General features: G+C 58.8%; 20 protein-coding genes and 1 pseudogene. 13 read left to right on the forward strand and 8 right to left on the reverse strand.

Annotated features, from left to right (window positions below; genetic code table 11):
* Positions 1–2 precede the first annotated feature (2 nt).
* Genes PSQ39_RS01215 through PSQ39_RS01230 form a run of 4 tightly spaced genes read left to right on the forward strand, consistent with a single transcriptional unit; the run spans position 3 to position 5,007 of the window.
* Positions 3–1,025, forward strand: coding sequence for a branched-chain amino acid ABC transporter permease (locus PSQ39_RS01215; RefSeq protein WP_273924769.1), 1,023 nt, complete (start codon positions 3–5; stop codon positions 1,023–1,025).
* Positions 1,022–2,878, forward strand: coding sequence for a branched-chain amino acid ABC transporter ATP-binding protein/permease (locus tag PSQ39_RS01220; RefSeq protein WP_273924770.1), 1,857 nt, complete (start codon positions 1,022–1,024; stop codon positions 2,876–2,878). The genes PSQ39_RS01215 and PSQ39_RS01220 overlap by 4 nt, the downstream gene beginning before the upstream one ends.
* Complete coding sequence (locus tag PSQ39_RS01225) at positions 2,875–3,666, forward strand: ABC transporter ATP-binding protein (RefSeq protein WP_273924771.1); 792 nt, start codon at positions 2,875–2,877, stop codon at positions 3,664–3,666. The genes PSQ39_RS01220 and PSQ39_RS01225 overlap by 4 nt, the downstream gene beginning before the upstream one ends.
* A gap of 36 nt (positions 3,667–3,702) precedes the next feature.
* Positions 3,703–5,007, forward strand: coding sequence for an amidase (locus PSQ39_RS01230; RefSeq protein WP_273924772.1), 1,305 nt, complete (start codon positions 3,703–3,705; stop codon positions 5,005–5,007).
* A 5-nt stretch (positions 5,008–5,012) separates the two neighbouring features.
* Here the strand turns inward: PSQ39_RS01230 and PSQ39_RS01235 are convergent, their stop codons facing one another.
* Positions 5,013–5,768, reverse strand: coding sequence for a MarR family winged helix-turn-helix transcriptional regulator (locus PSQ39_RS01235; protein WP_273924773.1), 756 nt, complete (start codon positions 5,766–5,768; stop codon positions 5,013–5,015).
* Between the two features lie 1,037 nt (positions 5,769–6,805).
* Between PSQ39_RS01235 and PSQ39_RS01240 the strand changes: the two genes are divergently transcribed.
* The 4 genes from PSQ39_RS01240 (at position 6,806) to PSQ39_RS01255 (ending at position 9,228) form a co-directional block, all read left to right on the forward strand.
* On the forward strand, positions 6,806–7,225 hold the full coding sequence (locus PSQ39_RS01240) for a J domain-containing protein (protein ID WP_273924774.1): 420 nt from the start codon (positions 6,806–6,808) through the stop codon (positions 7,223–7,225).
* A 181-nt stretch (positions 7,226–7,406) separates the two neighbouring features.
* On the forward strand, positions 7,407–8,381 hold the full coding sequence (locus tag PSQ39_RS01245) for a DnaJ C-terminal domain-containing protein (protein WP_273924775.1): 975 nt from the start codon (positions 7,407–7,409) through the stop codon (positions 8,379–8,381).
* A 2-nt stretch (positions 8,382–8,383) separates the two neighbouring features.
* Positions 8,384–8,716 (forward strand): MerR family transcriptional regulator, encoded by a 333-nt coding sequence (locus tag PSQ39_RS01250; RefSeq protein ID WP_273924776.1) that lies wholly within the window; start codon positions 8,384–8,386, stop codon positions 8,714–8,716.
* 170 nt (positions 8,717–8,886) lie between these two features.
* On the forward strand, positions 8,887–9,228 hold the full coding sequence (locus PSQ39_RS01255; RefSeq protein WP_273924777.1) for an H-NS histone family protein: 342 nt from the start codon (positions 8,887–8,889) through the stop codon (positions 9,226–9,228).
* 230 nt (positions 9,229–9,458) lie between these two features.
* On the opposite strand, the pseudogene PSQ39_RS21740 reads toward PSQ39_RS01255, so the two are convergent.
* The 3 genes and pseudogenes from PSQ39_RS21740 to PSQ39_RS01265 form a co-directional block, all read right to left on the reverse strand.
* Positions 9,459–9,818, reverse strand: a pseudogene (locus PSQ39_RS21740) (response regulator transcription factor); the annotation flags it as partial.
* Between the two features lie 2 nt (positions 9,819–9,820).
* Positions 9,821–9,985: a hypothetical protein gene (locus tag PSQ39_RS01260; RefSeq protein ID WP_273924778.1), complete on the reverse strand. Its 165-nt coding sequence runs from the start codon at positions 9,983–9,985 to the stop codon at positions 9,821–9,823.
* 98 nt (positions 9,986–10,083) lie between these two features.
* On the reverse strand, positions 10,084–10,341 hold the full coding sequence (locus PSQ39_RS01265) for a hypothetical protein (protein WP_273924779.1): 258 nt from the start codon (positions 10,339–10,341) through the stop codon (positions 10,084–10,086).
* A gap of 209 nt (positions 10,342–10,550) precedes the next feature.
* On the opposite strand from PSQ39_RS01265, the gene PSQ39_RS01270 reads away from it, so the two are divergent.
* Positions 10,551–13,328: a S8 family serine peptidase gene (locus PSQ39_RS01270; RefSeq protein WP_273924780.1), complete on the forward strand. Its 2,778-nt coding sequence runs from the start codon at positions 10,551–10,553 to the stop codon at positions 13,326–13,328.
* Positions 13,329–13,547: 219 nt separating this feature from the next.
* Here PSQ39_RS01270 and PSQ39_RS01275 read toward each other — a convergent pair whose 3' ends face one another.
* The 4 genes from PSQ39_RS01275 to PSQ39_RS01290 form a co-directional block, all read right to left on the reverse strand.
* A complete protein-coding gene (locus PSQ39_RS01275; RefSeq protein WP_273925598.1) occupies positions 13,548–13,934 on the reverse strand; it encodes an integrase core domain-containing protein in 387 nt (128 codons plus the stop codon).
* Between the two features lie 15 nt (positions 13,935–13,949).
* On the reverse strand, positions 13,950–14,123 hold the full coding sequence (locus tag PSQ39_RS01280; protein WP_273924781.1) for a hypothetical protein: 174 nt from the start codon (positions 14,121–14,123) through the stop codon (positions 13,950–13,952).
* 162 nt (positions 14,124–14,285) lie between these two features.
* Complete coding sequence (locus PSQ39_RS01285; RefSeq protein ID WP_273924782.1) at positions 14,286–14,480, reverse strand: hypothetical protein; 195 nt, start codon at positions 14,478–14,480, stop codon at positions 14,286–14,288.
* Between the two features lie 586 nt (positions 14,481–15,066).
* The gene (locus PSQ39_RS01290) at positions 15,067–16,896 is read right to left on the reverse strand and encodes a methyl-accepting chemotaxis protein (protein WP_273924783.1); all 1,830 of its coding nucleotides are present in this window, start codon (positions 16,894–16,896) and stop codon (positions 15,067–15,069) included.
* A gap of 520 nt (positions 16,897–17,416) precedes the next feature.
* On the opposite strand from PSQ39_RS01290, the gene PSQ39_RS01295 reads away from it, so the two are divergent.
* The 4 genes from PSQ39_RS01295 (at position 17,417) to PSQ39_RS01310 (ending at position 21,826) form a co-directional block, all read left to right on the forward strand.
* Positions 17,417–18,079 (forward strand): Crp/Fnr family transcriptional regulator, encoded by a 663-nt coding sequence (locus tag PSQ39_RS01295; protein WP_273924784.1) that lies wholly within the window; start codon positions 17,417–17,419, stop codon positions 18,077–18,079.
* A 718-nt stretch (positions 18,080–18,797) separates the two neighbouring features.
* The gene (locus PSQ39_RS01300) at positions 18,798–19,454 is read left to right on the forward strand and encodes a Crp/Fnr family transcriptional regulator (RefSeq protein WP_273924785.1); all 657 of its coding nucleotides are present in this window, start codon (positions 18,798–18,800) and stop codon (positions 19,452–19,454) included.
* Between the two features lie 16 nt (positions 19,455–19,470).
* Complete coding sequence (locus PSQ39_RS01305; protein ID WP_273924786.1) at positions 19,471–20,013, forward strand: hypothetical protein; 543 nt, start codon at positions 19,471–19,473, stop codon at positions 20,011–20,013.
* 82 nt (positions 20,014–20,095) lie between these two features.
* Positions 20,096–21,826 (forward strand): methyl-accepting chemotaxis protein, encoded by a 1,731-nt coding sequence (locus PSQ39_RS01310; protein WP_273924787.1) that lies wholly within the window; start codon positions 20,096–20,098, stop codon positions 21,824–21,826.
* The last annotated feature ends 4 nt before the right edge of the window (positions 21,827–21,830 follow it).

The raw sequence follows: 21,830 nt of genomic DNA on the forward strand, positions 1-21,830 counted from the left end.
TCATGGATTCACAAATCGTTCTATTGCTGGGGCAGGATGGCCTCACGAGCGGCGCCATTTATGCGCTGCTCGCGCTGTCCATCGTGCTGGTCTTCAGCGTGACACGTGTGCTGCTGGTGCCACAGGGGGAATTCGTCACCTTCGGTGCGATGGCCATGGCTGGCATGCAGGCGGGGCAGTCCATCGCACTTGCGTGGCTGCTGCTGGCGCTGACTGTGGCTCGGACCGCAGGGGCCCTTTGGCGCAGACGTGAGTTGCCGGGCCCAGGCGACTGGATCATGCTGACCTATGCAGTGGCTCTGTGGGTGTTGCTGCGCCTCCTACCACTGCAAGCTTTGCCGATGGTGGTGCAGGCACTGCTGACGCTCGCACTCATAGTGCCCATGGGACCGTTGCTGTACGACATCGCCTTCAAGCCCATTGCGTCTGCGCACTCACTGGTCCTGCTGATCGTGTCCATTGCCCTGCATGGGGTGTTGGTGGGGCTGTCACTGCTGATGTTCGGCGCCGAGGGCGCACGCAGCGAGCCGTTTTCTGACGGGGGCCTGGGAATAGGACCGGTGGTCTTCAAGTCGCAGGCTCTCTGGGTCATTGCAACGTCCTTGCTGCTGATCGGCGCGCTCTATGTGTTCTTTGATCGCACGCTCTACGGCAAAGCATTGCGTGCGACTTCGGTGAACCGACTTGGCGCGGAACTGATGGGCATTTCGCCAGAGTTCGCAGGCCAGCTCAGCTTTGGCCTGGCGGCCTTCATTGGTGCCCTGTCGGGCATTCTGATCGCGCCGCTGACCACGCTGTATTTCGACAGCGGCTTTCTGATCAGCCTCAAGGGCTTTGTCGGTGCAGTCACCGGTGGATTGCTGAGTTACCCGATCGCTGCGTTGGGCGCCACGTCGGTCGGCTTGGTCGAGTCCTTCTCGACATTCTGGGCAAGTGACTACAAGGAGGTGATCGTGTTCACACTGATCCTGCCATTCCTGATGTGGCGCTCTTTGACAACCCGCCATTCTGAAGAGGACGCATGAGCGCTATTACTACCCCCACCCTCCAGCACGGCACGGCCCGTTGGCTTGGAGCCTCCCGCCTGCGAGGCATCGGTTTGTCCCTCTTGGCGGTGGCTTTGTTGGCGCTGGTCCCCCTTTTGCCGAGCTTCTATGTCACCTTGTTCAACAACATCGGCCTGGCGGCACTGGTTGTGTTGGGTATCGTGCTGATGACCGGCGTGGCTGGCCTGACCAGCTTTGGCCAGGCCGCCTTTGTTGGCATCGGTGCCTACACAACGGCATGGCTGGCCACCAGCACTGTGTTGCCAGGCTGGCTGGCCTGGGCAGGCGGCTCACCGCTGGCGGCGCTGCTGATCGGCACCTCCATCACGCTGTGTGTGGCTGGCCTGTTGGGGGCCATCACCTTGCGTTTGTCAGGCCACTACCTTCCTCTGGGCACCATTGCCTGGGGGATCGCCCTGTATTACTTGTTTGGCACCTTTCAATCTCTGGGGGGCCATTCAGGCCTGGCGAATCTGCCAGGATTGCGTCTGTTTGGTGTGGTGCTGGAGCGAGGCGAGCAGATCTTCTATCTCATCTGGTTGCTGGTGCTGCTTGGCGCGGTTGCCCTCCGAAACCTGCTGGACTCCCGTTCGGGGCGCGCCATTCGCGCCTTGAACGGAGGCCAGGCCATGGCTGCCTCCATGGGCGTGCACGTGTTTCGAGCCAAGTTAACGGCCTTCTTGTTGGCTGCCGCCATGGCGAGTGTGTCGGGTTGGCTCTATGTCTACACGCAGCGCTTTGTCAGTCCTACCCCTTTCAGCATCAATGCCGGCATCGACTACCTGTTCATGGCCTTGATTGGCGGTGTCGGGCAATTGTGGGGAGCCATCGTGGGCGCCGGCCTGTTTGTGTTGGCAAAAAACGGCTTGGAGGACCTGTTGCCCAAGCTGTTCAGCAGCACCGGCAACTACGAGGCCATTGTGTTCGGGGCGCTCATCATCGGCCTGATGCACCGAGCACCGGCCGGCGTGGCGGGGTGGTGCAGGGCGCATCTGGGGCCGCGCCGGGTCACCCCGACATGGACTGCCGAAACCAATGCCGAATCGCTTCCGCGCCGAGAGATGCCCAGCCGGGGCAGTGTGGTGATGAAGGCTCGTGGCCTCAGCCGGCGTTTCGGCGGCTTGGTCGCCAACAAGGAAATCAACCTGGAATTGCGTGCGGGTGAGGTCCTGGCGGTGATTGGCCCGAACGGTGCCGGTAAAAGTACGCTGTTCAATCTTCTCTCGTGCTGTGATGTGCCGACTTCCGGTGACATCGAATTCCTCGGCCAGCCCGTGCGGGGTTGGGATCCCCGCCGCATCGCCGCGGCCGGTCTGGCACGCACGTTCCAGCACGTGAAGTTGCTCCCCAAGATGAGTGTGTTGGAGAACGTGGCCCTTGGTGCGCACCTGCGGGGTCGCCAAGGCTTGCTGGCCAGCGTCATGAGATTGGACCGCCGTGAAGAGGCCCGCTTGCTGGCTGAAGCTCGCCGTCAGTTGGAGCGCGTGGGACTGGGCGCCCATCTCGCCGCGGAGGCTGGCAGCCTGTCTTTGGGCCAACAGCGCTTGCTGGAAATCGCCCGTGCCCTTTGCTGCGATCCTTGTGTGCTGCTGCTTGACGAGCCCGCAGCAGGTTTGCGTCATGGCGAAAAGCAGGCGCTGGGCGCGTTGCTGCAGAAGTTGCGCGAAGAAGGCATGACGGTGCTGCTGGTCGAGCACGACATGGACTTCGTCATGAACTTGGTTGATCGCGTGGCGGTGGTGGTGTTCGGCGACAAGATCGTCGAAGGCCTGCCCGCTGAAGTCCAATCGGACCCAAGAGTCCTTGAAGCCTATTTGGGAGTTGCCTTGTGAATGCCGTACTTAAACCAGGGGTGGTCGAACCACCGCTGTTGCTCGATGTGTCCGATCTGCATGTGAGCTACGGCAAGATCAACGCGGTCACCGGGGTCTCGTTGCAGGTGAGACAGGGCCAGATCGTCACCGTGGTGGGGCCCAATGGCGCGGGCAAGACCACGCTGATGTCGGCCATCATGGGGGTTCTACCTTCCAGCGGGCGCATCGCCGTGTCGGATGGGGCCGGCGCGTGCAGAGATGAAGGGCCGGGCATCGCTAGCCGAGTGTGCAGCGGCATCGGCCTGGTGCCCGAGACCCGAGCCCTGTTCTCCAGCATGTCGATCGAGGACAACCTGAGACTTGGCGCCTTCCGGTTTCGCAAAGAGCCCAAGGCCCGGCATGCCGATGCCTTGGACGAGGTTTTCACGCTGTTTCCTCGCCTGAAAGAGCGCCGCCAGCAGGAGGCCTCGACGCTCTCTGGTGGCGAGCGCCAGATGCTGGCTCTGGGGCGCGCGCTGATGGGCCGTCCCCGTCTGCTCATGCTCGACGAGCCCAGTCTGGGTTTGGCACCACTGATCGTGCGCGAGATCTTCCGCATCCTCACACGCCTGCGTGAGCAGGGCGTCTCGATCCTGCTGGTGGAGCAGAACGCGCTGGCCGCACTCAAGATTGCTGACTACGCCTATGTGTTGGAGTTGGGACAAGTGGCGATGGAGGGCCCCGCTGAAGCTGTCGCCGCCGATCCACGGGTGGTCCAAGCCTACCTCGGTAGTCAGGCGAAGCATCAAGCGATGTTGAGCTCTTGATATCTCAACTTGTACAGTTTTAGTTTTCATTCAAACATGACCCGCCATATCCATCCGCGTGCGAGTGCTGTCGCCATCCACTCAGCCATCACCCGCCGCGAAACGACGGCCGAGGCTGTGCTTATGGACAGCTTGGAATGCATCGGCCAAGTCGATCCTGTGGTCCATGCCTGGAAGCACCTGGATGTAGATGCAGCCCTGCGCCAGGCTCGTGCGCTGGATGCGCGATTGGCTGCAGGCTCGGAGGTAGGCTTGCTGAGCGGCATACCGCTTGCAATCAAAGACTTGATTGACACGGCCGACATGCCAACAGCCTACGGTTCTGCGGTTTACGAAGGACATCGTCCTGCCGCAGATGCTGAGGTGGTTCGGCAAGTTCGAGACGCCGATGCAGTCATCCTGGGCAAGACTGTCACCACCGAATTTGCCTATTTCAGTCCGGGAGCCACGGCCAACCCTTGGGACACCGCGCATACGCCAGGGGGGTCCTCCAGCGGGTCCGCCGCCGCTGTGGCCAGCGGCATGGTCCCTCTGGCCTTTGGATCGCAGACCGCAGGTTCTCTGATTCGACCTGCATCCTATTGCGGCGTGTTTGCACTCAAACCAACCCATGGTTGGGTCAGTGGAGCGGGTGTGAAGGCGTTCGCTCCTTCGCTGGATACCGTCGGATGGTTGGCCAATAGCGCGGAAGACCTGGAACTGATGCGTGCGGCCCTGGAGGGCGAGCGTTTCACGCCTTTGCAGGAGGCTCTTGGCATGCGCCTGCTCAGCTGCCGCACGCACGAATGGTCGTATTCCGACGCCGGCGGCTCCCATGTGTGGGATCGTGCACTGGGCTTGCTATCAAAGGCAGGGGTGCTTGAGGCTTCGCTGGATTTACCAGCGTCAATGTCGGGTCTGTTGCAGGCGCAAAAAACCGTGATGGCCAGAGAGGCCGCTCTGAACCTGGGGGGCGACATCATCGAATACGGGGCTCGGCTGAGTCACCACATCCGTGACTTGGTCGCGGCTGGTCATGCCATTGCTGACGAAGACTACGCCGCAGCCAAGTCGTTGGCGTCTCAAGGGGTTCACGAGGTTCTGACGTTGATGGGCCAAGCGGATGCATTGCTCGTACCCGCCGCTCCTGGCGAAGCGCCACGGGGGCTGGCCGCAACAGGCGACCCGGTCTTCAGCCGTGTGTGGACGCTCTTGGGCCTGCCGTGTGTCAATGTGCCTGGACTTTTTGGTCCAGGCGGGCTTCCGGTGGGGCTGCAACTTGTGGGGCGTCCACGCGAAGAGCGCAAGCTCTTGGCGATCGCACAATCATTGCATCGCCTCCTCAAATCAGGATCGGAATGATCGACTTAGGATGGATCTGACGCCGCTGCGTCAAGAATAGGATGATCGCCGCCATTGAGATTGCGGAACACGATCCGCAGCGACTCGTTCAGTTTTTCCAACTTGGATGTCGTCAGGCCATCAAAGCTGCGCTCGAACAAGCCGTGCGTGGCATCTTTCACGCGCCCCAGTGCGACCCGGCCAGCGTCGGTCAGCGACACCATCGTGACCCGTCCATCATTTGGCGAAGTCGACGTACTGACCAAACCATCCGCCTTCATGCGGTATACGATCTTCGTAGTCGTTGACAGTTTGCCGACTGCGTGCACCGCAATGTCCGAGACACTGCTAACCCCCTGCTCCTGGAGAATTGCCAACACCCGAAAGGTGGGCACATCACAATTGACCGCTCTGAGCACACGCTCCATTTCATGCGTGTAAAGCGTATTCACTCTGGCGATCCAATAGAAAGGCCAATCGGCCCGGTGGAATTCAGGGTCAGATGGATTGGAACGTTTGGAAGAGCGCACAGCCGGAAGGTCCAGGTTGGATACAAGTGCGATCTTAGCGGAACGTGCTCTTTGCTCACGCCATTGGCGCATCTGTCGAGGCCTCGGTAGCATGAGGCCAATGCTTACCAATTTGTCGTTGAATGGCTTGGCCAGATGCGACGTTGGGGTTGGGCCGGTCAGCAACTTACCAGCAAAGCTGGGCAGGTGCGCCAGACTCAACACTTGGGACAGCCTGGAGCAATAAAAGAGGGTGGCGCAGTAGAGGGTCAATATGCTTGGGGCTGGAGGACCATCGATAGTCTTCAGAGGGGGCAGCGCCCGTGGGCTGTGAGAGACGCCTGTGGCACTTACTGCAGAGTCACACGCTCATCCTCGCTGGGCTATGGTCTTTTCGATCTTCTTGTCATGTTCATCCTCGCCCCAGTCTTATCACAGAGGTCGTATAGGTCACAGGACCCAATACAGCCAGCGCGGCCAGCAACTTGTGGGCACCGAACCCAGCACTGTGCCCCCGATTAAAGCGGAATAGTGACTCAGGTGTGATCTGCGACCACCTGCTGTTCAGGTTGAGCGCCTTGCGGCGTCCGGGAACAGCTTCATCAAGTGCCAGGAGTGCCTGAATTTGATATTGATATCAAGCGAGTCGCTACACCGCAAATGATTGATTTAAATATCAAGCGACGGTGATGCCTAAGTGTGTCGAGCGGATTGCTCGCTTCCCTTGGGTATGGAAGCGAACGCTCGGTGCTTGGCCCTTCCAACCAAAGAACATGCGCTTCAGTATGGCCTGGGTAGCGCAATTTCCTTGTTGACCTCCCACCCAACGAAGCAGAGTGACTGGGTGAGCTTTATACCCCATAAATGTAATTTGTATGGCTTGGAAGTTGGCAAATTGCGCCCCAGGCGACGTGCGTGCCTGATCGACCTCACAAACCTCCTCGAGCAAGCCGTTAACTAGGTCTGGATAACGTCCCCCGAAGGGGGCAAGGGCGGTTGCTGAGTTAGCCTAGCTGCCCAATTGCACTGTGTGATGAATAGGAGCGCAGTCTTATTTGGGCCGTTGTTTTGTCAGGAGGGGCTTCTACTCGGGGGAACTTTTTGCTGCAGCTACACAAATTACATCTGAGTATTTCTAGGAGCGGGGGGCTTTTAGTCGGACGAAAGCTCCGGAGGCAATCTGTTTGCGCAGCAAACGCACGGGCGGCCGCACAGGGGCATGCGGATCGTTCGTCTTCACCGACGTGATGAACTTAACGCACTTCCGCCAATAGTGGAGCAGATCGATTGGGCGCAGAGCTTGTGGGCTCATGTCTGCCGATGCACAGACCGCCCACGCTGATTTGAATTCAATGCAATTAGTCAGTCGCTTCCAGCAAGGTGCTGGCAGAACGGCGAACCTCAAAGGCCCCATGAATTCTTTGTACGAGACATTACAAGTGAGCCCCAAGGCCAGCAGTCAGGTGATCCGGGCCGCTTACCGATGCCTCGCCCAACACATCCACCCCGACAAGCACCCGGACATCAAGGATGGGGGAGACAGACTGGCAATCATCAACCAGGCCTATGCGATCTTGTCTGACCCGGAGAAACGACAGTCTTATGACCTGAAGCAGTCCAGCCCTCCAGTGTTTGTGGAACGGCGAGGACGCGGTGCTGCGGCGCAAAGCCCGACATCCGGCAAGAGGCCACCCAGTTCACGCCTGTTCAGTTTCCGTCCCTTGGTGTAGTCGCCTCAGATCATCGCTCGGGGCTGGACTTTCAGTTGTTGATTGGTTCTGTGGCAGCGCCTTTCGCCTGAGATAAGTCTATCCGCCCGGAATACTGGTCCCGCAACCCGCAGGGGCACAGACAACGGACCTGAGAAAGCGTTAGCTTGTGCTTTTGTCGCAGCGTTGCAAAGGCCAGGGCATGGAATTCAAGGACTACTACCGGCTGATGGGGGTGAGCAAAACCGCCCCCGCCGACGAAATCAAGAAGGCCTTTCGCAAGAAGGCCCGCCAGTACCACCCCGATGTCAGCAAGGAGCCCGACGCGGCCAACCGCATGGCAGAGCTCAATGAAGCCAATGCCGTGCTGTCCGACCCAGAAAAACGCGCCGCCTACGACACCTTGGCCAGCCAGCCCCAGGCCACCCATGCCGGTCAGGCCTATCAACCCCCACCTCACTGGGACAGCGGTTACGAGTTCTCAGGCGGCGCGGACGACCTGGAAGGTGAGCGTAGCGACTTCTTCGAACAGCTGTTCGGTCGATCAGCTCGCGCCAACCGCCAACGCCGGGAGGCCGCAGGCAGGGGCAGTGGACAATCGCAGGCCCAACGCGGCAACGATCACCATGCGCGCATTGAGCTGGAACTGGTCGATGCCTACGCCGGAGCCCTGCGCACCATCACACTTCAGGCGGGCCGCCTGGACGGGTCAGGGCACCTGGTGCGCGAAGAACGGCACCTGGAGGTGAAAATTCCCAAGGGCGTGCGCGAAGGCCAACACATCCGCTTGGCTGGCCAAGGCAGCCCCGGCCTGGCCGGTGGCCCGCCTGGCGACTTGCTGCTCGAAGTCGCCTTCAAGCCCGACGCACGCTGGCATGCCGAAGGCCGCGATGTGCACCAGACCCTGGGCCTATCGCCCTGGGAAGCGGCCCTGGGTGCTGAGATCATGGTGCACACCCCGGGTGGCGAACTGGAAGTGCAGGTGCCAGCCGGCTGGCGCCGCGGTCGCAAGCTTCGCCTGAAGCAGCGTGGTATCCCTGGCCAGCCCAGCGGCGACCTCTTCTTGACCTTGGAGGTGGCTCTTCCCCCGGCCGAAACCGATGCAGCACGCGTCGCTTACACCGCCCTGGCCCAGGCCTGCCCGGCCTTCAACCCTCGTCTGCCCCAAGGAGCGTGACCATGAACCCTGCCACCCAAAGCCCCGTGCTGGAGGCTGAACTGCTCACGGAGGACGCATTCGACCTGATGGCACTGGCCAGCGCCTGTCGCCAAAGCCCGGACTGGGTGCGCCTGCGGGTCGAAACCGGCATTCTGCAGATTGACACGAGGGGACCAGAGTGGCGCTTCAGCAGCGAGTCCTTTGTGCGGGCGCGCCGCATTGCCCACCTGGAAGCCACCTTCGACGCCGACCCGCAACTGGCTGCCCTGACGGTGGACCTGATCGAAGAAGTTGGCCACCTGCGAAGCCAACTGCTGCATGGGCAAACCTTGCCAGGGGATACCCAGAACTAGGGTTAGCCAGCGAGATACCTTTGCAGGGCTCGGGTGAAGGCAAGCCTCTGAATGGCCACCGCGGTTGAGCAAGAAGCAGGGGAGGGCGATCCCGTTGGGCGAGGCTGGCGCCAGCGCAAACCATGGCGAAATGCCAGCAACATGGGATGGGCCCCTAGAATACGACCCCTATGTTCAACGAAATCCGTGCTTTAGATCAGCAAATCGCGCAGCTCCAAGCGCGTCGCGATGAATTGTTTCGCGCCAAAAGAAAAGAAGCCGTCGAAGTGGCCCGCTCTTTGGTCGAGGCATTCCAACTCACCCCCTCGCAGGTCAATCTCAGCTCCCTGAGCCGTACCCGCGCTCCCACGATCCTCAAGCGTCCCACCACCTTCTACGATCCGAACCGGGGACTCGCCTGGGACGGCACCCTCACCGGCAAGGGTCGTAAGCCCGACTGGATCAAGGCCGCCATGGAGAACGGCACGATCGAGCATTTCCGCGTCCAGATCCAGCGCGCCAACCCGGCGTGAATCATCCCCGCACCGTCTAGATTCGCGCAGGCCTGGCGGTGGATGTGCACACCCCTGAGGTGAGATATTTGGTGGGGACCAAGGACTTGAACGCATTGCGTATTCCAATGCAATCTGCTGCAGAAGGTCTGCAAAACCCCGCTCGCCGAGGCTAGCGGGTTGATTGCCGCAACCGCCATTTCGTGATGCGAGTTGGGTATGCGGCGGGCTAGGTTGGCGATCACCGCCTCTAGCTCACCGACATTGGGCGGCTTAGTGAGGTAAACATCGGCGCCGCTTTGGTACCCCGCTGTCTTGTCGGAGGGCATAGCCCGAGCGGTGAGCATGATCAACCTGATCTCTGGAAAGGCATGCCGCATGCGCCGACACAGGCTTAGACCGTCCTCACCGGGCGGGTTCAGGTCCAGCACAAGGATTTCGGCATGGCGCTGAAGCAGAAGGCATTCCAGCACTTCACTGTCGTCGGTTCCTCGCACCTGCACACCGGGACGGCTCAGAAAATCCACCAGCCCGAGCCGCACCAAATCGTGGTCCTCCACAACGATGATGTCCAGGAGCCCGCTCGGGGCCACACCGTCGGTCAATGGCATGGTCAGCGGAATTCAAAGTAAATCAGAGCGGGAGCTCCCACGCGGGCCTCGGTGTAGTGGTTGATGTAACCGCCCTCGCGTTCGACAAGGCATTTGACCGGGTACAGCCCTGGGCCCGAACCGGTGCGTTGATGCGCGCCCTCGACGCGGTAGTACTTGCTGAACACGCGATCTGCATCGGATAACCCGGCCTTCCCCGACGAATTGCCCACCCGCCCCCCACCCAGCGGCCTGATCGCCCGACCGGCGTCAGGGCTTGCAGGCGTTATTCGATCTGCGAATCTGTGGGAGAGTAGCCGCGGGGCACGATGGTGGTAGCGGGCTGGAACGCCTGCTCCAACACCTCCCCCAGGTGAGCCTCACCAGAGAGGTCGGCCCAGACGGCGCGTTCGGCATCAATCTGGGTGGCCAGCTCGGCACGGCCCGCCACTGGCCAAACCAGCGCCAGCAGGCACAGCCGTGGCATCAGCCACAAACGGGCTCTGCACAAAACGGGCGACAGCAAACGGATGGCAGTGCTCACGGAGATCATGTCCGATGAAATAAATAGCAATGTTTCATGTGAGCCGGTTGATACAAACGCGGGCGAATCAGGCCTCGGCCACTTCCCGTTTCCATCGTGTCTCCGCTTCGGTGTACGTGCCGCCCCAGGCCTTTGCTCGGACAGCCTGGGGGACCGATGGTATGGGCAGGGGCTTCGGCCTCCAATGCACCACCCACATGACACACGCAATGATCTTTCCCATTTCTGCAAGCCCCGCATGGCGCCACGCTCATGGCACCCTGACGGTCGTGGCACTGGCGACTTCCATGTTGTGCGCCGCCCACCTAGCGAGCGCTCAGGCCCAGAGCAGCCCGAGTTCTGATTTGGCGAGCGAACTTCAGCGTCGCTTTGATGATCAGCAGGCAGAGATTGCCCGGTATCTGGCCAATAACCCCAGTGTCCAGCGCGAAGTGCTTCGGGACGGGGTGGTGTACCGCATCGTGCGCATAGGTTCAGACGGCCGGCCCATCTACATCAAAAACAAGGATGTCACCTTCAACAGCCGCAGTAATGTCGAATCCGGGCAACTCATCAAGGCCGATTCGCTTTATCCGGGCGGAAGTCTGGGGGTGAATATCACCGGGCAGGACATGGTGGTGGGGGTCTGGGAGCCCGGCGTTCCCCGAGCCACGCACGAGTTGCTGGCCGGCAAGATCACCATCGAGGCCAACCAGTTGGGCAGCACCACCGACTCGGCCCGCAACCATGCCACCCATGTGACCGGCACCATCATCGGCAAGTCTGGCCTGAGCGGCAATGGGGCCAGTGCCCAGGGGATTGCCTACAGCGCAAGCTCACGCAATTGGGACTCTGACAACGACACGGCGGAGATGTATGCGGCGGGTCTCGCTGTCGGGGGGCTTATGGTGTCCAACCACTCGTACGGCTACGCCAACGACAACACCGTCCCAGTGTGGCAGTTCGGGGCCTACGACAACGAATCCCGCGCCTGGGACCAAGTGGTCAGTTCACTGGTCTACTACCAACCCTTCGTGGCGGCGGGCAATGAGCAGCAAGCCAATGGGAACGCCACCAAGGGCGGCTACGACTTGATGACAGGGGCCAGCGCCGCCAAGAACGTGGTGACCGTTGGGGCCGTGAATGCCGACAAAAGCATGTCGGACTACAGCAACTGGGGCCCGACCGATGATGGCCGCCTCAAGCCTGAAATCGTGGCACGCGGGACGGGCATCAATTCGGCCACAGCCACCAGCGACACCGCCTACAGCGGCAGCACAAGCGATTCCAGTGGCACCTCTTACGCAACGCCAGCCGCATCGGCCGCTGCGCTGCTCCTCCAGCAGTACTACCGTTCCCGTTACGGTTTAAGCAACATGCGCTCGGAAACGTTGCGGGCCCTGATGTTTGGCACCACTGAGGACCTGGGTCGGCCAGGGCCCGACCACCAGTTTGGTTGGGGCCTGTTGAACGTGCAAAACGCTGCCAGCGCCATCAAGCAGCGCACCACACCCTATGGACAATCTAACTGCGCCGGCAGCTACCTGGCCTCTGAACTGCGCGGTGCCATCATCGACGAGTTGAGCGTCAACCCAACCAACAACGGTGCGGCGGCTTGCTACCGATCGTTGTATGCCCGAGGTGGGGTGCCCTTGGTAGTCAACATGGCGTGGAACGATGATCCGGGCCTCGAGCAAACCGCGGCTGACCCCGTTGACGACACCACTTCGCGGGTCATCTACAACTTCGATATCGAGGTCCTTGAGCTTGCCACGGGCAATACTTTCCGCCCCTGGAAGATTCCAGATATGGCACACCGAACGGACAATGCCACGCTCTCTACCGCCGCCTTTGATGACATGGGGCAGAACTTCAAGCAGGTGATCATTCCCAACCCGGTCGCTGACACCGAGTACCGGGTGATTTTCCGCAAGCACAGCTCATCCCCCGCAGCGACCAAGGCCATGGCCTTGGTGGTCACAGGTACCTCGATCAGCAATGCCCGTTCAGAGATCCGTGGTACCCCTGCCGTGACTGGCACCGCGCAGGTGGGCCAAACCTTGACCAGCAGCTACAGCTACTGGGATTTCGAGGAGGACATTGAAGGCGCGAGTACCTACCGCTGGGTGTGGGCCACGCCAGCCGGCAGAGGCGTGACCCGAACCACCATCGCCGGAGCCACCGCCCGCAGCTACACGCCTGTGAGCAATGATCTAGGCAAAGCGTTGCAGTTCTGCGTGACCCCTGTGGCGGCGGCCGGCAATACCGGTGCAGGCACCGAGGCCTGTTCGAGCTCCACGCTGGCCGTCGCAGCCCAAGCCCCGGTCAACGCCAGTTGCGGGAGCAGCGCCAACTCCGCCAGCGCCTACCTCCCCGCAGCGAACCTGTGCTTGGTCGGCACAGCCGGCGTGGTGAGCGCTGGCACCCGCAGTTGGTCCTGGAGCTGCAATGGTAGTGGTGGAGGAAGCGCCGCGACCTGTTCTGCCCCCTTCAGCTCGGTGGCGACCGGACGCGAGGTAGGAGCGATCCAGCCCGCAGGCAACAACAACTGGCAGATTAGGTCGGCCAACTCAGGTTTTATCTCTCCGCCCGCGTCCCCGCCCACTGGTGTGAGCTTCCCCCAGGGCGCCACCAAAGTGGTGCTGGACAGCGGCACACCGGGCTCCAGCACCACCGTCACTTTGCGCTTCAGCAGCATTCCCGCTGGTGCCCAACTCTACAAATACGGCAAGGAAAATGGCCTGGGGGATACCAATAAATGGTTCGCCTACCCAGCCACCATTGACGCGCAAGCCGGGACCGTTGTTTACACCCTCACCGACGGGCAGAAGGGCGATAACGACTGGACGGCTAACGGCGTCATTGACGACCCGGTAGCGCTGGGAATTGGTCTTAACGGCCAAGTTTCGGGAGTTCCGACGCTATCGGCTGCGGCTGCCTGGGCGCTCAGCGCCCTGCTAGTGGTCGCCTCGATGCTGCCTTTGCGTCGCCGAAGGGCTTACACATAGTCGAATGCGGTTGGAATCAATCTTGTTGAGTAGTACTAAAAAATGGGACAGGTTGAGTCCATGCGAGATTCATCGTGTGAGACGAAGTTAGCTGATGAGGGCTTCGCGCCGTACAGTGCAGTGCAGTGCAGTGCATTGCTTACTTTGTCTGGAAGTTGAAAAACCGCTACGGCGTTGTGACCTAGCCCCTTCTGCCGTACCCGCCATAAAGCGGAAGTCCTAGTTACAAGGTTCATAGGATTCGGTGCTGACGAAGGATCGCGTTGCATCGCCAGCGTGCAGGCGATGCAACGAAGCGAACTTGGCCGGCGCCAGCCGCTGGCAACTGCTGTGCGGCCTGACCTGGTTGTAGTCCCGTCGCCAAGCGGCGACGGTGGTCCGGGCCTGGCTCAGCGTCTGGACCCACTGGTCATTCAGGCACTCGTCACGGAACTTGCCGTTGGAGCCCTCGGTGTAGCCGTTTTGCATGGGGCGGCCCGGCTCGATCAGGATGTGCCGGATGCCGTGCGTGCTGGCCCAGGCCATGAAGGCCCAGCTGGTGAACTCCGGGCCGTTGTCGGTACGCACCGCCTGCGGATAGCCCCTGAAGAGCGCGGCCTGGTCCAGAAGCCGGGCGACGTATTAGCTCGAGATGCCCCAGCCCACGGCAATGCGCACACATTCGTGGCTGAAGTCGTCGGCCACGGTCAGGCACTTGCGGCGCCGCCCGGTGATAAGGCTGTCACTGACAAAGTCCATGCTCCAAACCTCATTGACGCCCTGCGCCAGTTGCAGCGTCAAGCGTTCACTGGCCACGCGTTTGACCTTCTTGCGCCGGCGCGTATGGGCGATCTCGATGATCTAGCCGTTAAGTGCCTGGGTCATGGTGTCAACCATCGGATGGATGGCGGTAGCTGTCGCGGGAGAGCCTCACCAGGCGGCAGGCACGGCGATCGGACAGATCGCAATGTTGGATCATCACCGACACCGCGGCGCGCCTGGCTGGTGGAGCTCGCGCTTTACCCCAAAGACGGTGTTCAACGCATGGAATTCGAGATGGGCCTCGGCCAGCAGCTCCTCGATCCGCAGATCGGTCTCGGCCTGGTTGCGGAAGCAGATGATCTGCTCTTTCTCATGGCTGTCATTTCCCAGGTTGACGGACTTCGCTGCCATTGGGTTGGTACGGCTGGGAGGGGGCAGGTCAACTTCGCTGGAAAGCCGGTGACGTGGGTGGTCCGGTCTTAGTGCGAAGCTTCCACACCGCTGAGGTGGCTGATGGCCGGATAGCTCGCCTTTGGGTACTTATTGAGAGCGAGAGGTCTTGATACCTTGAATCGATCCGGAGTGATTCACTCCGGAAAACTCTCTGTCTCCGTACCGGAAGGCCCATCTTTTTCACTTTATACAATAATTGTTATGTTTAATTAAACGGCCTGGTGGATGCCTTGACCGAAAGCGATGCTAGAGACATCCTGAACTGAAATTGACGTATTCGCACCGACCTGAAGACTGCACTCCCAACGCCGCCGGAGACTTGCCAATAGTTCTCACGCGCCTCTGCAAATATCCATGGCGGGAAGATCACTTGGCTATTCGTCAGTCAAACCGTGGTGTCCCAACCCTGAATGGCGAGCCGCAACGCCTAATGTGCCGACGTGCCGTTCATGGGTTGCATCCAAAGGCAGGATTGGGCACCTTCCTCTCATGGCGCCGAATACCGTCAAAGTGGCGTGTTCAGTTACACAGGCTGCCGAACAGATCAAAAGGTCTCCCAATCGCTGTCGTTATGCGCTGCGGGCTGTGGCTTGGCAGCAGCTGATGGAGATGCACGACCGATCACAGACAAGTCCTGCACGAACTTCGCCGATGCCTGCGCTGAAGACTGTCTGGCTTCTGGCGGGTTGTCGCGGACCGACACAGAGCCCGTCAATGCTTTGGAGGACGCACCCGACCGATTCGAGAGAGAAGCCGGCGCGGGGCGTTTAGCGGACGACAACGGACTCGTGGACCTGACTGCCGACATGGTGGGAGCGTCAAGCGCTGCCCGACCATCCAATCGAAAGACGCTGACTGCTTGCACCAACTCTTGGGCTTGGTTTTTGAGGCCCGTGGCGGCAGCGGCCATCTCTTCGACCAAGGCCGCGTTTTGTTGGGTGGTGTGATCCATCTGCGTCACAGCTTCGCCCACCTGACCCACACCAGTACTTTGTTGACCGGTTGCAGCGCTGATCTCGCTCACGATGTCACTGACTCGTTGGATGGCACCGACCACCTCATCCATGGTTTGTCCGGCCTGGTCGACCAAACTGCTGCCTTGCTCCACACGCTGCACGCTGTCGGTGATCAAGGTCTTGATTTCCTTGGCCGCCTCGGCGCTGCGCCCAGCCAGGGCTCGGACTTCGCCGGCAACCACAGCAAAGCCCCTGCCCTGCTCCCCGGCGCGGGCGGCTTCAACTGCAGCGTTCAAAGCCAGAATATTGGTCTGGAAGGCGATGCCATCAATCACGCCAATGATGTCGCCAATCTTCTGGCTGCTGAGATGGATCTCCTTCATGGTGTGCACCATCTGCGAGACGACCTCACCACCGCGCTGCGCCACTTGCGAAGCACTGATCGCCAGTTGATTGGCTTGAAGGGCATTGTCGGCGTTGTGTTGTACCGCAGAGCCCAGCTGCTCCATGGATGCAGCCGTCTGCTGCAGGGCACTCGCCTGGTTCTCCGTGCGGGCACTGAGGTCGGCGTTGCCCGTAGCGATTTCCGCACTGGCGGTACAGACCCCTTCAGCCCCCTGGCGGACTTTGGACACGACCTTGACCAGGCTTTGCTGCATCGACGAAAAAGCCCGGAGCAATTGAGCCACTTCATCTTGGCCCCGCACTTCGATCGGGCGACTCAAATCGCCATGTGCCACAGACTCGGTGATCTGGATCGCTTGGTTGAGTGATCTCGACAAATTGCGCACCAGCGCCAGACCCACCACAGCGGCAATCAGCACGCCCGCCACGATGGAGGCGATGCACAACGCGCTGATGAACTGAAAGCTGGCGATCGCGGCCTCATATTCTTGCTTTGCCACATCGACCTGTAGCTGTTGAAGCGCGTGCATACCATCGCGGACTGGGTCCCACAAAGGATGCATCTTCTCCAGAGCCAAACGCCGTGCCTCTTCCAGATCATTGGATCGCATGGCATTGACTGCAGGCATGAGTCCTTCATCCAGGTAGCGGGTGCGCGCCAACTCCCAATCCTTGGCCAAGCGCGCCTCCTCCGGCGTGAGGTAAGTGATTTTGTAGGCGTCCCAGACCTTGGCGACAGTCTTCGTGTTGTTCTCGATTTCTTGAACGTAGCGACGAGTGTGCTCGGGTTGGGCAAAGGCGATGGCATTTGCCACGGCGAGTCGGTTGCGCAACATCAGTCTCTGCACCTCTGCCAGCCCGGCCAACGGGACAACACGATCGACATAAACCGTCTGCAGCGAGCTGTTGGATCGGTTCATACCGGTCAAACCGGTCACACCGACGAGCACCAGCAGCAAGGCCATCAGCGAGAGAAGTCCAATCACCCGCGTAGAAATCTTGAATTGGCTCATGTGTTGTCTTTATTAGGGGAAAGTAAATCCGGAACTGGGCCTTCGCAAGCCCCAACGAACGGGGGCTCAGTTGGCCCAACAGGTTCCATTCGATGGTGTGACATGTGCACTCCGCCAGCGCCTCGGCCTATCACGTCCTTGGTCTCAACCAACGAGCCACGCGCATTGAAAAGTTGCGTGATTCATCACCATCACATTTCAAGGTCAATCCCATGTGGTCCGTGGCAGCACGTCGCGTCTATCTTGAGAGTGAAACTTGGAAAATATCTTCTCACTGAAAGCCTGCCTCTTCGAGAAATGCCACCCGTGGCAATCATCGAAGGGGCAGCCATCAATCTATAATTCGCGTCCGCCGACTACATTTGCCAGTAAACATCATTTGCATCAAATGTCGGCGTCATAGATATGATTTTTTGATTGCATGATGTTGTGGATATCAGACAGCAGGCTGGGACCATCTCCTGATCGCCGTTCTGAGTGTCAAAAATTAACAATACTGAGCCACAGGGTTTGAAGAAAAATGGTGAGTCAACTCAGCGTGGAAAGTAGGAATAAGCTGTTAGCGGTTTCGCGCCTGAAAATCTTTCCAGCTCACTCGATCATCTGGGAGCGATGCTCGACTCAGCACCAGCTGTTGTATGTTGAATCTGGTGGGGTGCGCAGTCATATCGCCTCAGGGAGCGCCCCCAGATTTGGATATGCCGAGTGGGGGCCCGGAAATTGGCTGGGCGAGGCGTTCATGGTCCTGGAGGGAGATACCATCTTCCACGTAGAAGCCGTCGAGAATTCAGTGCTGCGCTTGGTCGAGCGCGATGATTTTGAAGATTTGATGGCCACAGATGCCCATTTGGCGTGCGACGTCGCACGGCTGATTGCCTCTCGGTACAGACAGGTGCTGCGTTGGGTCGAAGAGACTCTTTCGCTGCCGATACCAGAGCGCATCGCCACCGAGTTGCTCCGCCATGCTCGGCCACGCTCACACGGCGGAACAGTCTTGTGGGGTACTCAGGACAGCTTAGCCAGTTGCCTTGCCTTGTCCCGTCCAACAGTGAGCAAGGTGCTTAAAAACTGGGAGCGCATGGGACTGATCGAACTGAACTATGGATCGATTCTGATCTTGGACGGCAATCGTCTGATGGCAACAGCCTGCGGTGTGAACATGGATTGCGAACCTGTAGCCTGAATTCTGACCTTGCCAAGGTTATCGCGTACGCTCATGGGAACCGCGACCACAAGCCTTGATATGTCATTGCTTCGCCTTGTCGTGCCGGTTGTAATGCCTGCGGCTTCGCACCTTGTCCCAACCACCAATCTACGATTTGCTGTGTCGTGTTAGCGGTTCTAGGTATGTGTTAACCCGTGAGTCCCGGCCAGCACAGGAACCGATGCATCCGATCCATCGAAGGACCGCGACTCAAACGCTGCGGGACATAAGACGGTCACCAAACTCCATCAGGCCCCCAATGGGCTGCAATCAGCGTGCGCCATCTGGCGAATCCACTGGCATGCGGCTGTTTGGATGCACTCAGGGCCGCATTCAAGCGATCGGTACCTGGATCTGGATTTGAATCTGGTCACCTGACCGAAGTACTGCACACGCCTGGCGCACCGGCCAGATCCCAAGCATTGCCTGACCCAGTGCACTTCGGTCGGATCTCAAGAACGATCACCGGATCTCGGGCTCAGGGGCCAACAGTGTAAAGATTTTTCGTTTGAGTTGCAGTGACACAACGAATAGCAACCAATTGCTAACTTTTCCACACGTCATGGCGCATAATATTTTCATTATATCTTTATAATTATTTTAATATAGTATATTAAGTTAATAAATGCCAGCCTCATGATAATTGGAGTTTTAATAAATTCAAAAAAACAGAGGCGACTACTGCAAAAATAAACAAATGAGCTATCCGACTGCCGGCATATACCTAATTCCGTCGAACATCTCGGAGAGACTGCTGAAACACGGCCAGATCCATTCGATTGCTGCCGGAAAAATAATTGCGCGACCAGATTCCACATCAAATCCAATTTTTCACGTCATTTCAGGAAATATTCGAACCTTCGCATACTCCAACGATGGACGCCAATTTGGTGTCACTGACTGGAAGGCAGGACATTGGTTCGGCGAAGCCTATATATTTCCATCAAGCAAATATCAATACTGTGCCGAGAGTACAGAAGATAGCGTCGTTGCCTTTTTAAGCCCGGAGATCCTATTGAAGCTCTATGAATCTGACCATGAGGTTCTTTACCACATGCACCGGCTCATGGCTTCGCGCTATCAACGACTTGTCGGTTGGCTCCAAGACTCCATGCTGACGCCTTTGCCCAAGAGGATCGCAACCGTACTGAGTCAAACATGGGAAGCAACGGGGTCTGATAAATATATCTTTAACTCATCGCAAGACCATGTGGCAGAGTATCTTGGCGTCTCCCGGCAGGCTGTGAACAAGATCTTGAGAAAATGGGCCGCTCAAGGGCACATTGAAATTTACTATGGATATCTGGTGATCAAAAATCCACAGGAAATAATTTCCATCTCCAAACCAAATTAAGTCGACAGCCAACATCATGCATGAACGCATCCGTCTTCTCCAAAGATATGCTGAAATTGCATTGATGGGCATCGGCTTATTGGCCCATGTAGGCTTCCTCTTGAAAATCGTCAAATCCGAGTCTCAAGAGGCCACGATCGATAGAAAAATAAAATCAGAAGCAGTCAGCCAAATAAAAGAAGCACTGCGCTTGGCACGGATTGTAGAGGACAACTTCCGATTCAGCATCATAGAAATCAGTGCCATCCCGAATAGCAACACCGAGAAAAATAGAGCGCTGCTGGATGAAATCAAAAACACAGCAAGAACGATTTCAAATGATCTCTATGAAACAGTGGAGACCGTGGAAAATGCGCTCGAGCAGTTGATTGAAACGCCAACCTGTGGGCGTGCCTGGAGCCGAGAATGGCGCCTCGCCTTCGATGCACTCCACTCACGCACCCAAACTTCCATACATTCGGTCATGAAGGCCCTAGAAGAGGTACAGAATTTTCCATTCAAGTACCCACACAGAATAGGTCAAGCTCATATCAAAAACTCTGGGCCTCAAGATGATTGAAGCCTATCAGGGCGCATTTGGCATGCAGCGCCGCAGATAGGCCAATACGGCAGCAACGGTAACCACCAAGGGAGTTCTTGCGATGACATCCATTCGCTACATGACGAAAGTGCTGCTGACTTGCATAGGCATCTCAGCACTGGCGCTCATTTTTGCGCTGCATAAAGTTGATCAGGCCAACGATGAGGTCGCCCGAGTCAACCAGCAGCGCTATGCGTCCTACCTGCTGGCCGATGAGCTACGACAGAGCTCCGACGACCTCACCCGGCTCGCACGCACCTATGTCGTCTCGGGAGACTCGGAGTATGAGCGCCAGTATTTCGAAGTGCTGGATATTCGCAACGGCAAAAAGCAACGCCCAAACCATTACCAGCGCGTCTATTGGGACTTCAGAGCGGCAGGTGTCGATCCTGCTCGTGGTGCTGGATCGGCTGTTCCCCTGCTCGATCTCATGAAGGCGATCGGATTCACGGACGCAGAATTCAACAAGCTCAAGGAAGCGCAGAACAACTCCAACGATCTGGTCAACACTGAAACAGTGGCCATGAGCCTGATCAAAGGACAGGTGTCCGACGGGAAGGGAGGCTTCAAGGTGCAAGCAGATCTGGACCCAGCCCAAGCTCAGACCCAAGCGCGTAACTTGATGCATGACAAGGCCTACCACCAGGCCAAAGTGAAGATCATGAAGCCGGTCGATGAATTCTTCGAGATGCTGGATGCACGCACCGCGGGTGCTGTCGCCCAGGCCGTGGATGACAAGAATTTCTGGTTCGCGACCTTGCTGCTGGCAGCCTTTCTGAATGTGGTCATTGCCACGGTGGGACTTTGGCTGTTCCGCAGCCACCTGATGCAAATGCTGGGCGCCGAGCCCTTGGAAGTGAAAACAGTGGCAGACAACGTCCGCCATGGCGACCTGAACCAGAACATCGCTCTGCGTGCGGGCGACACCCACAGCGTGTTGTCGGCCATGAAAGCGATGCGCGACCACCTGGAGACCATCGTGTCGAACGTCCGCAGCAACGCCGAACACCTCGCCAGCGTCAGCGCCCAGATCGCCCAAGGCAATCACGATCTCAGCGCCAGAACGGAGCACCAGGCATCCGCCCTGGAGCAAACCACCGCCTCCATGGACCAACTCAGCAACGCGGTGCAAGAGAACGCCAACAGCGCCCGCACCGCGAACGAATTGGCTCAAAGCGCCTCCCGCATCGCCAGTCAGGGTGGGCAAGTGGTGTCGGAAGTGGTGGATACGATGAAAGGGATCAATGACAGCTCTCGCCGCATTTCCGACATCATCAGCGTCATTGACGGAATCGCTTTTCAGACCAACATCCTCGCACTGAACGCGGCAGTGGAAGCCGCACGTGCCGGTGAGCAGGGCCGAGGATTTGCAGTCGTGGCAAGCGAGGTGCGCAGTCTGGCCGGACGCAGTGCGGAAGCCGCCCGTGAAATCAAGACACTCATCGGCGCCAGCGTGGAACGGGTCGAGCAAGGCAGTCAATTGGTCGACAAGGCAGGCCAGACCATGAATGAAGTTGTCCAAGCGATCCAACGCGTGACTCAGATCATGGGAGAGATCAGCGCCGCCAGCCACGACCAAGCGATGGGGGTTTCACAGGTCAGCGCTGCGGTTTCTCAAATGGATCAGGTGACCCAGCAGAATGCAGCCCTCGTGGAAGAGATGGCAGCGTCCGCCAACAGCCTCAACTCCCAGGCGCTTGAATTGGTGGGTGCTGTGGCTGTGTTTCGACTTGAATCGGGATCAGCCAACCCCAGCCACGAGAAAGCGACCCTGATGGCCATTGGCCATTGAGCAT

Origin of the sequence: Curvibacter microcysteis (assembly GCF_028649455.1) — a bacterium.
Lineage (GTDB): Bacteria > Pseudomonadota > Gammaproteobacteria > Burkholderiales > Burkholderiaceae_C > Curvibacter > Curvibacter microcysteis.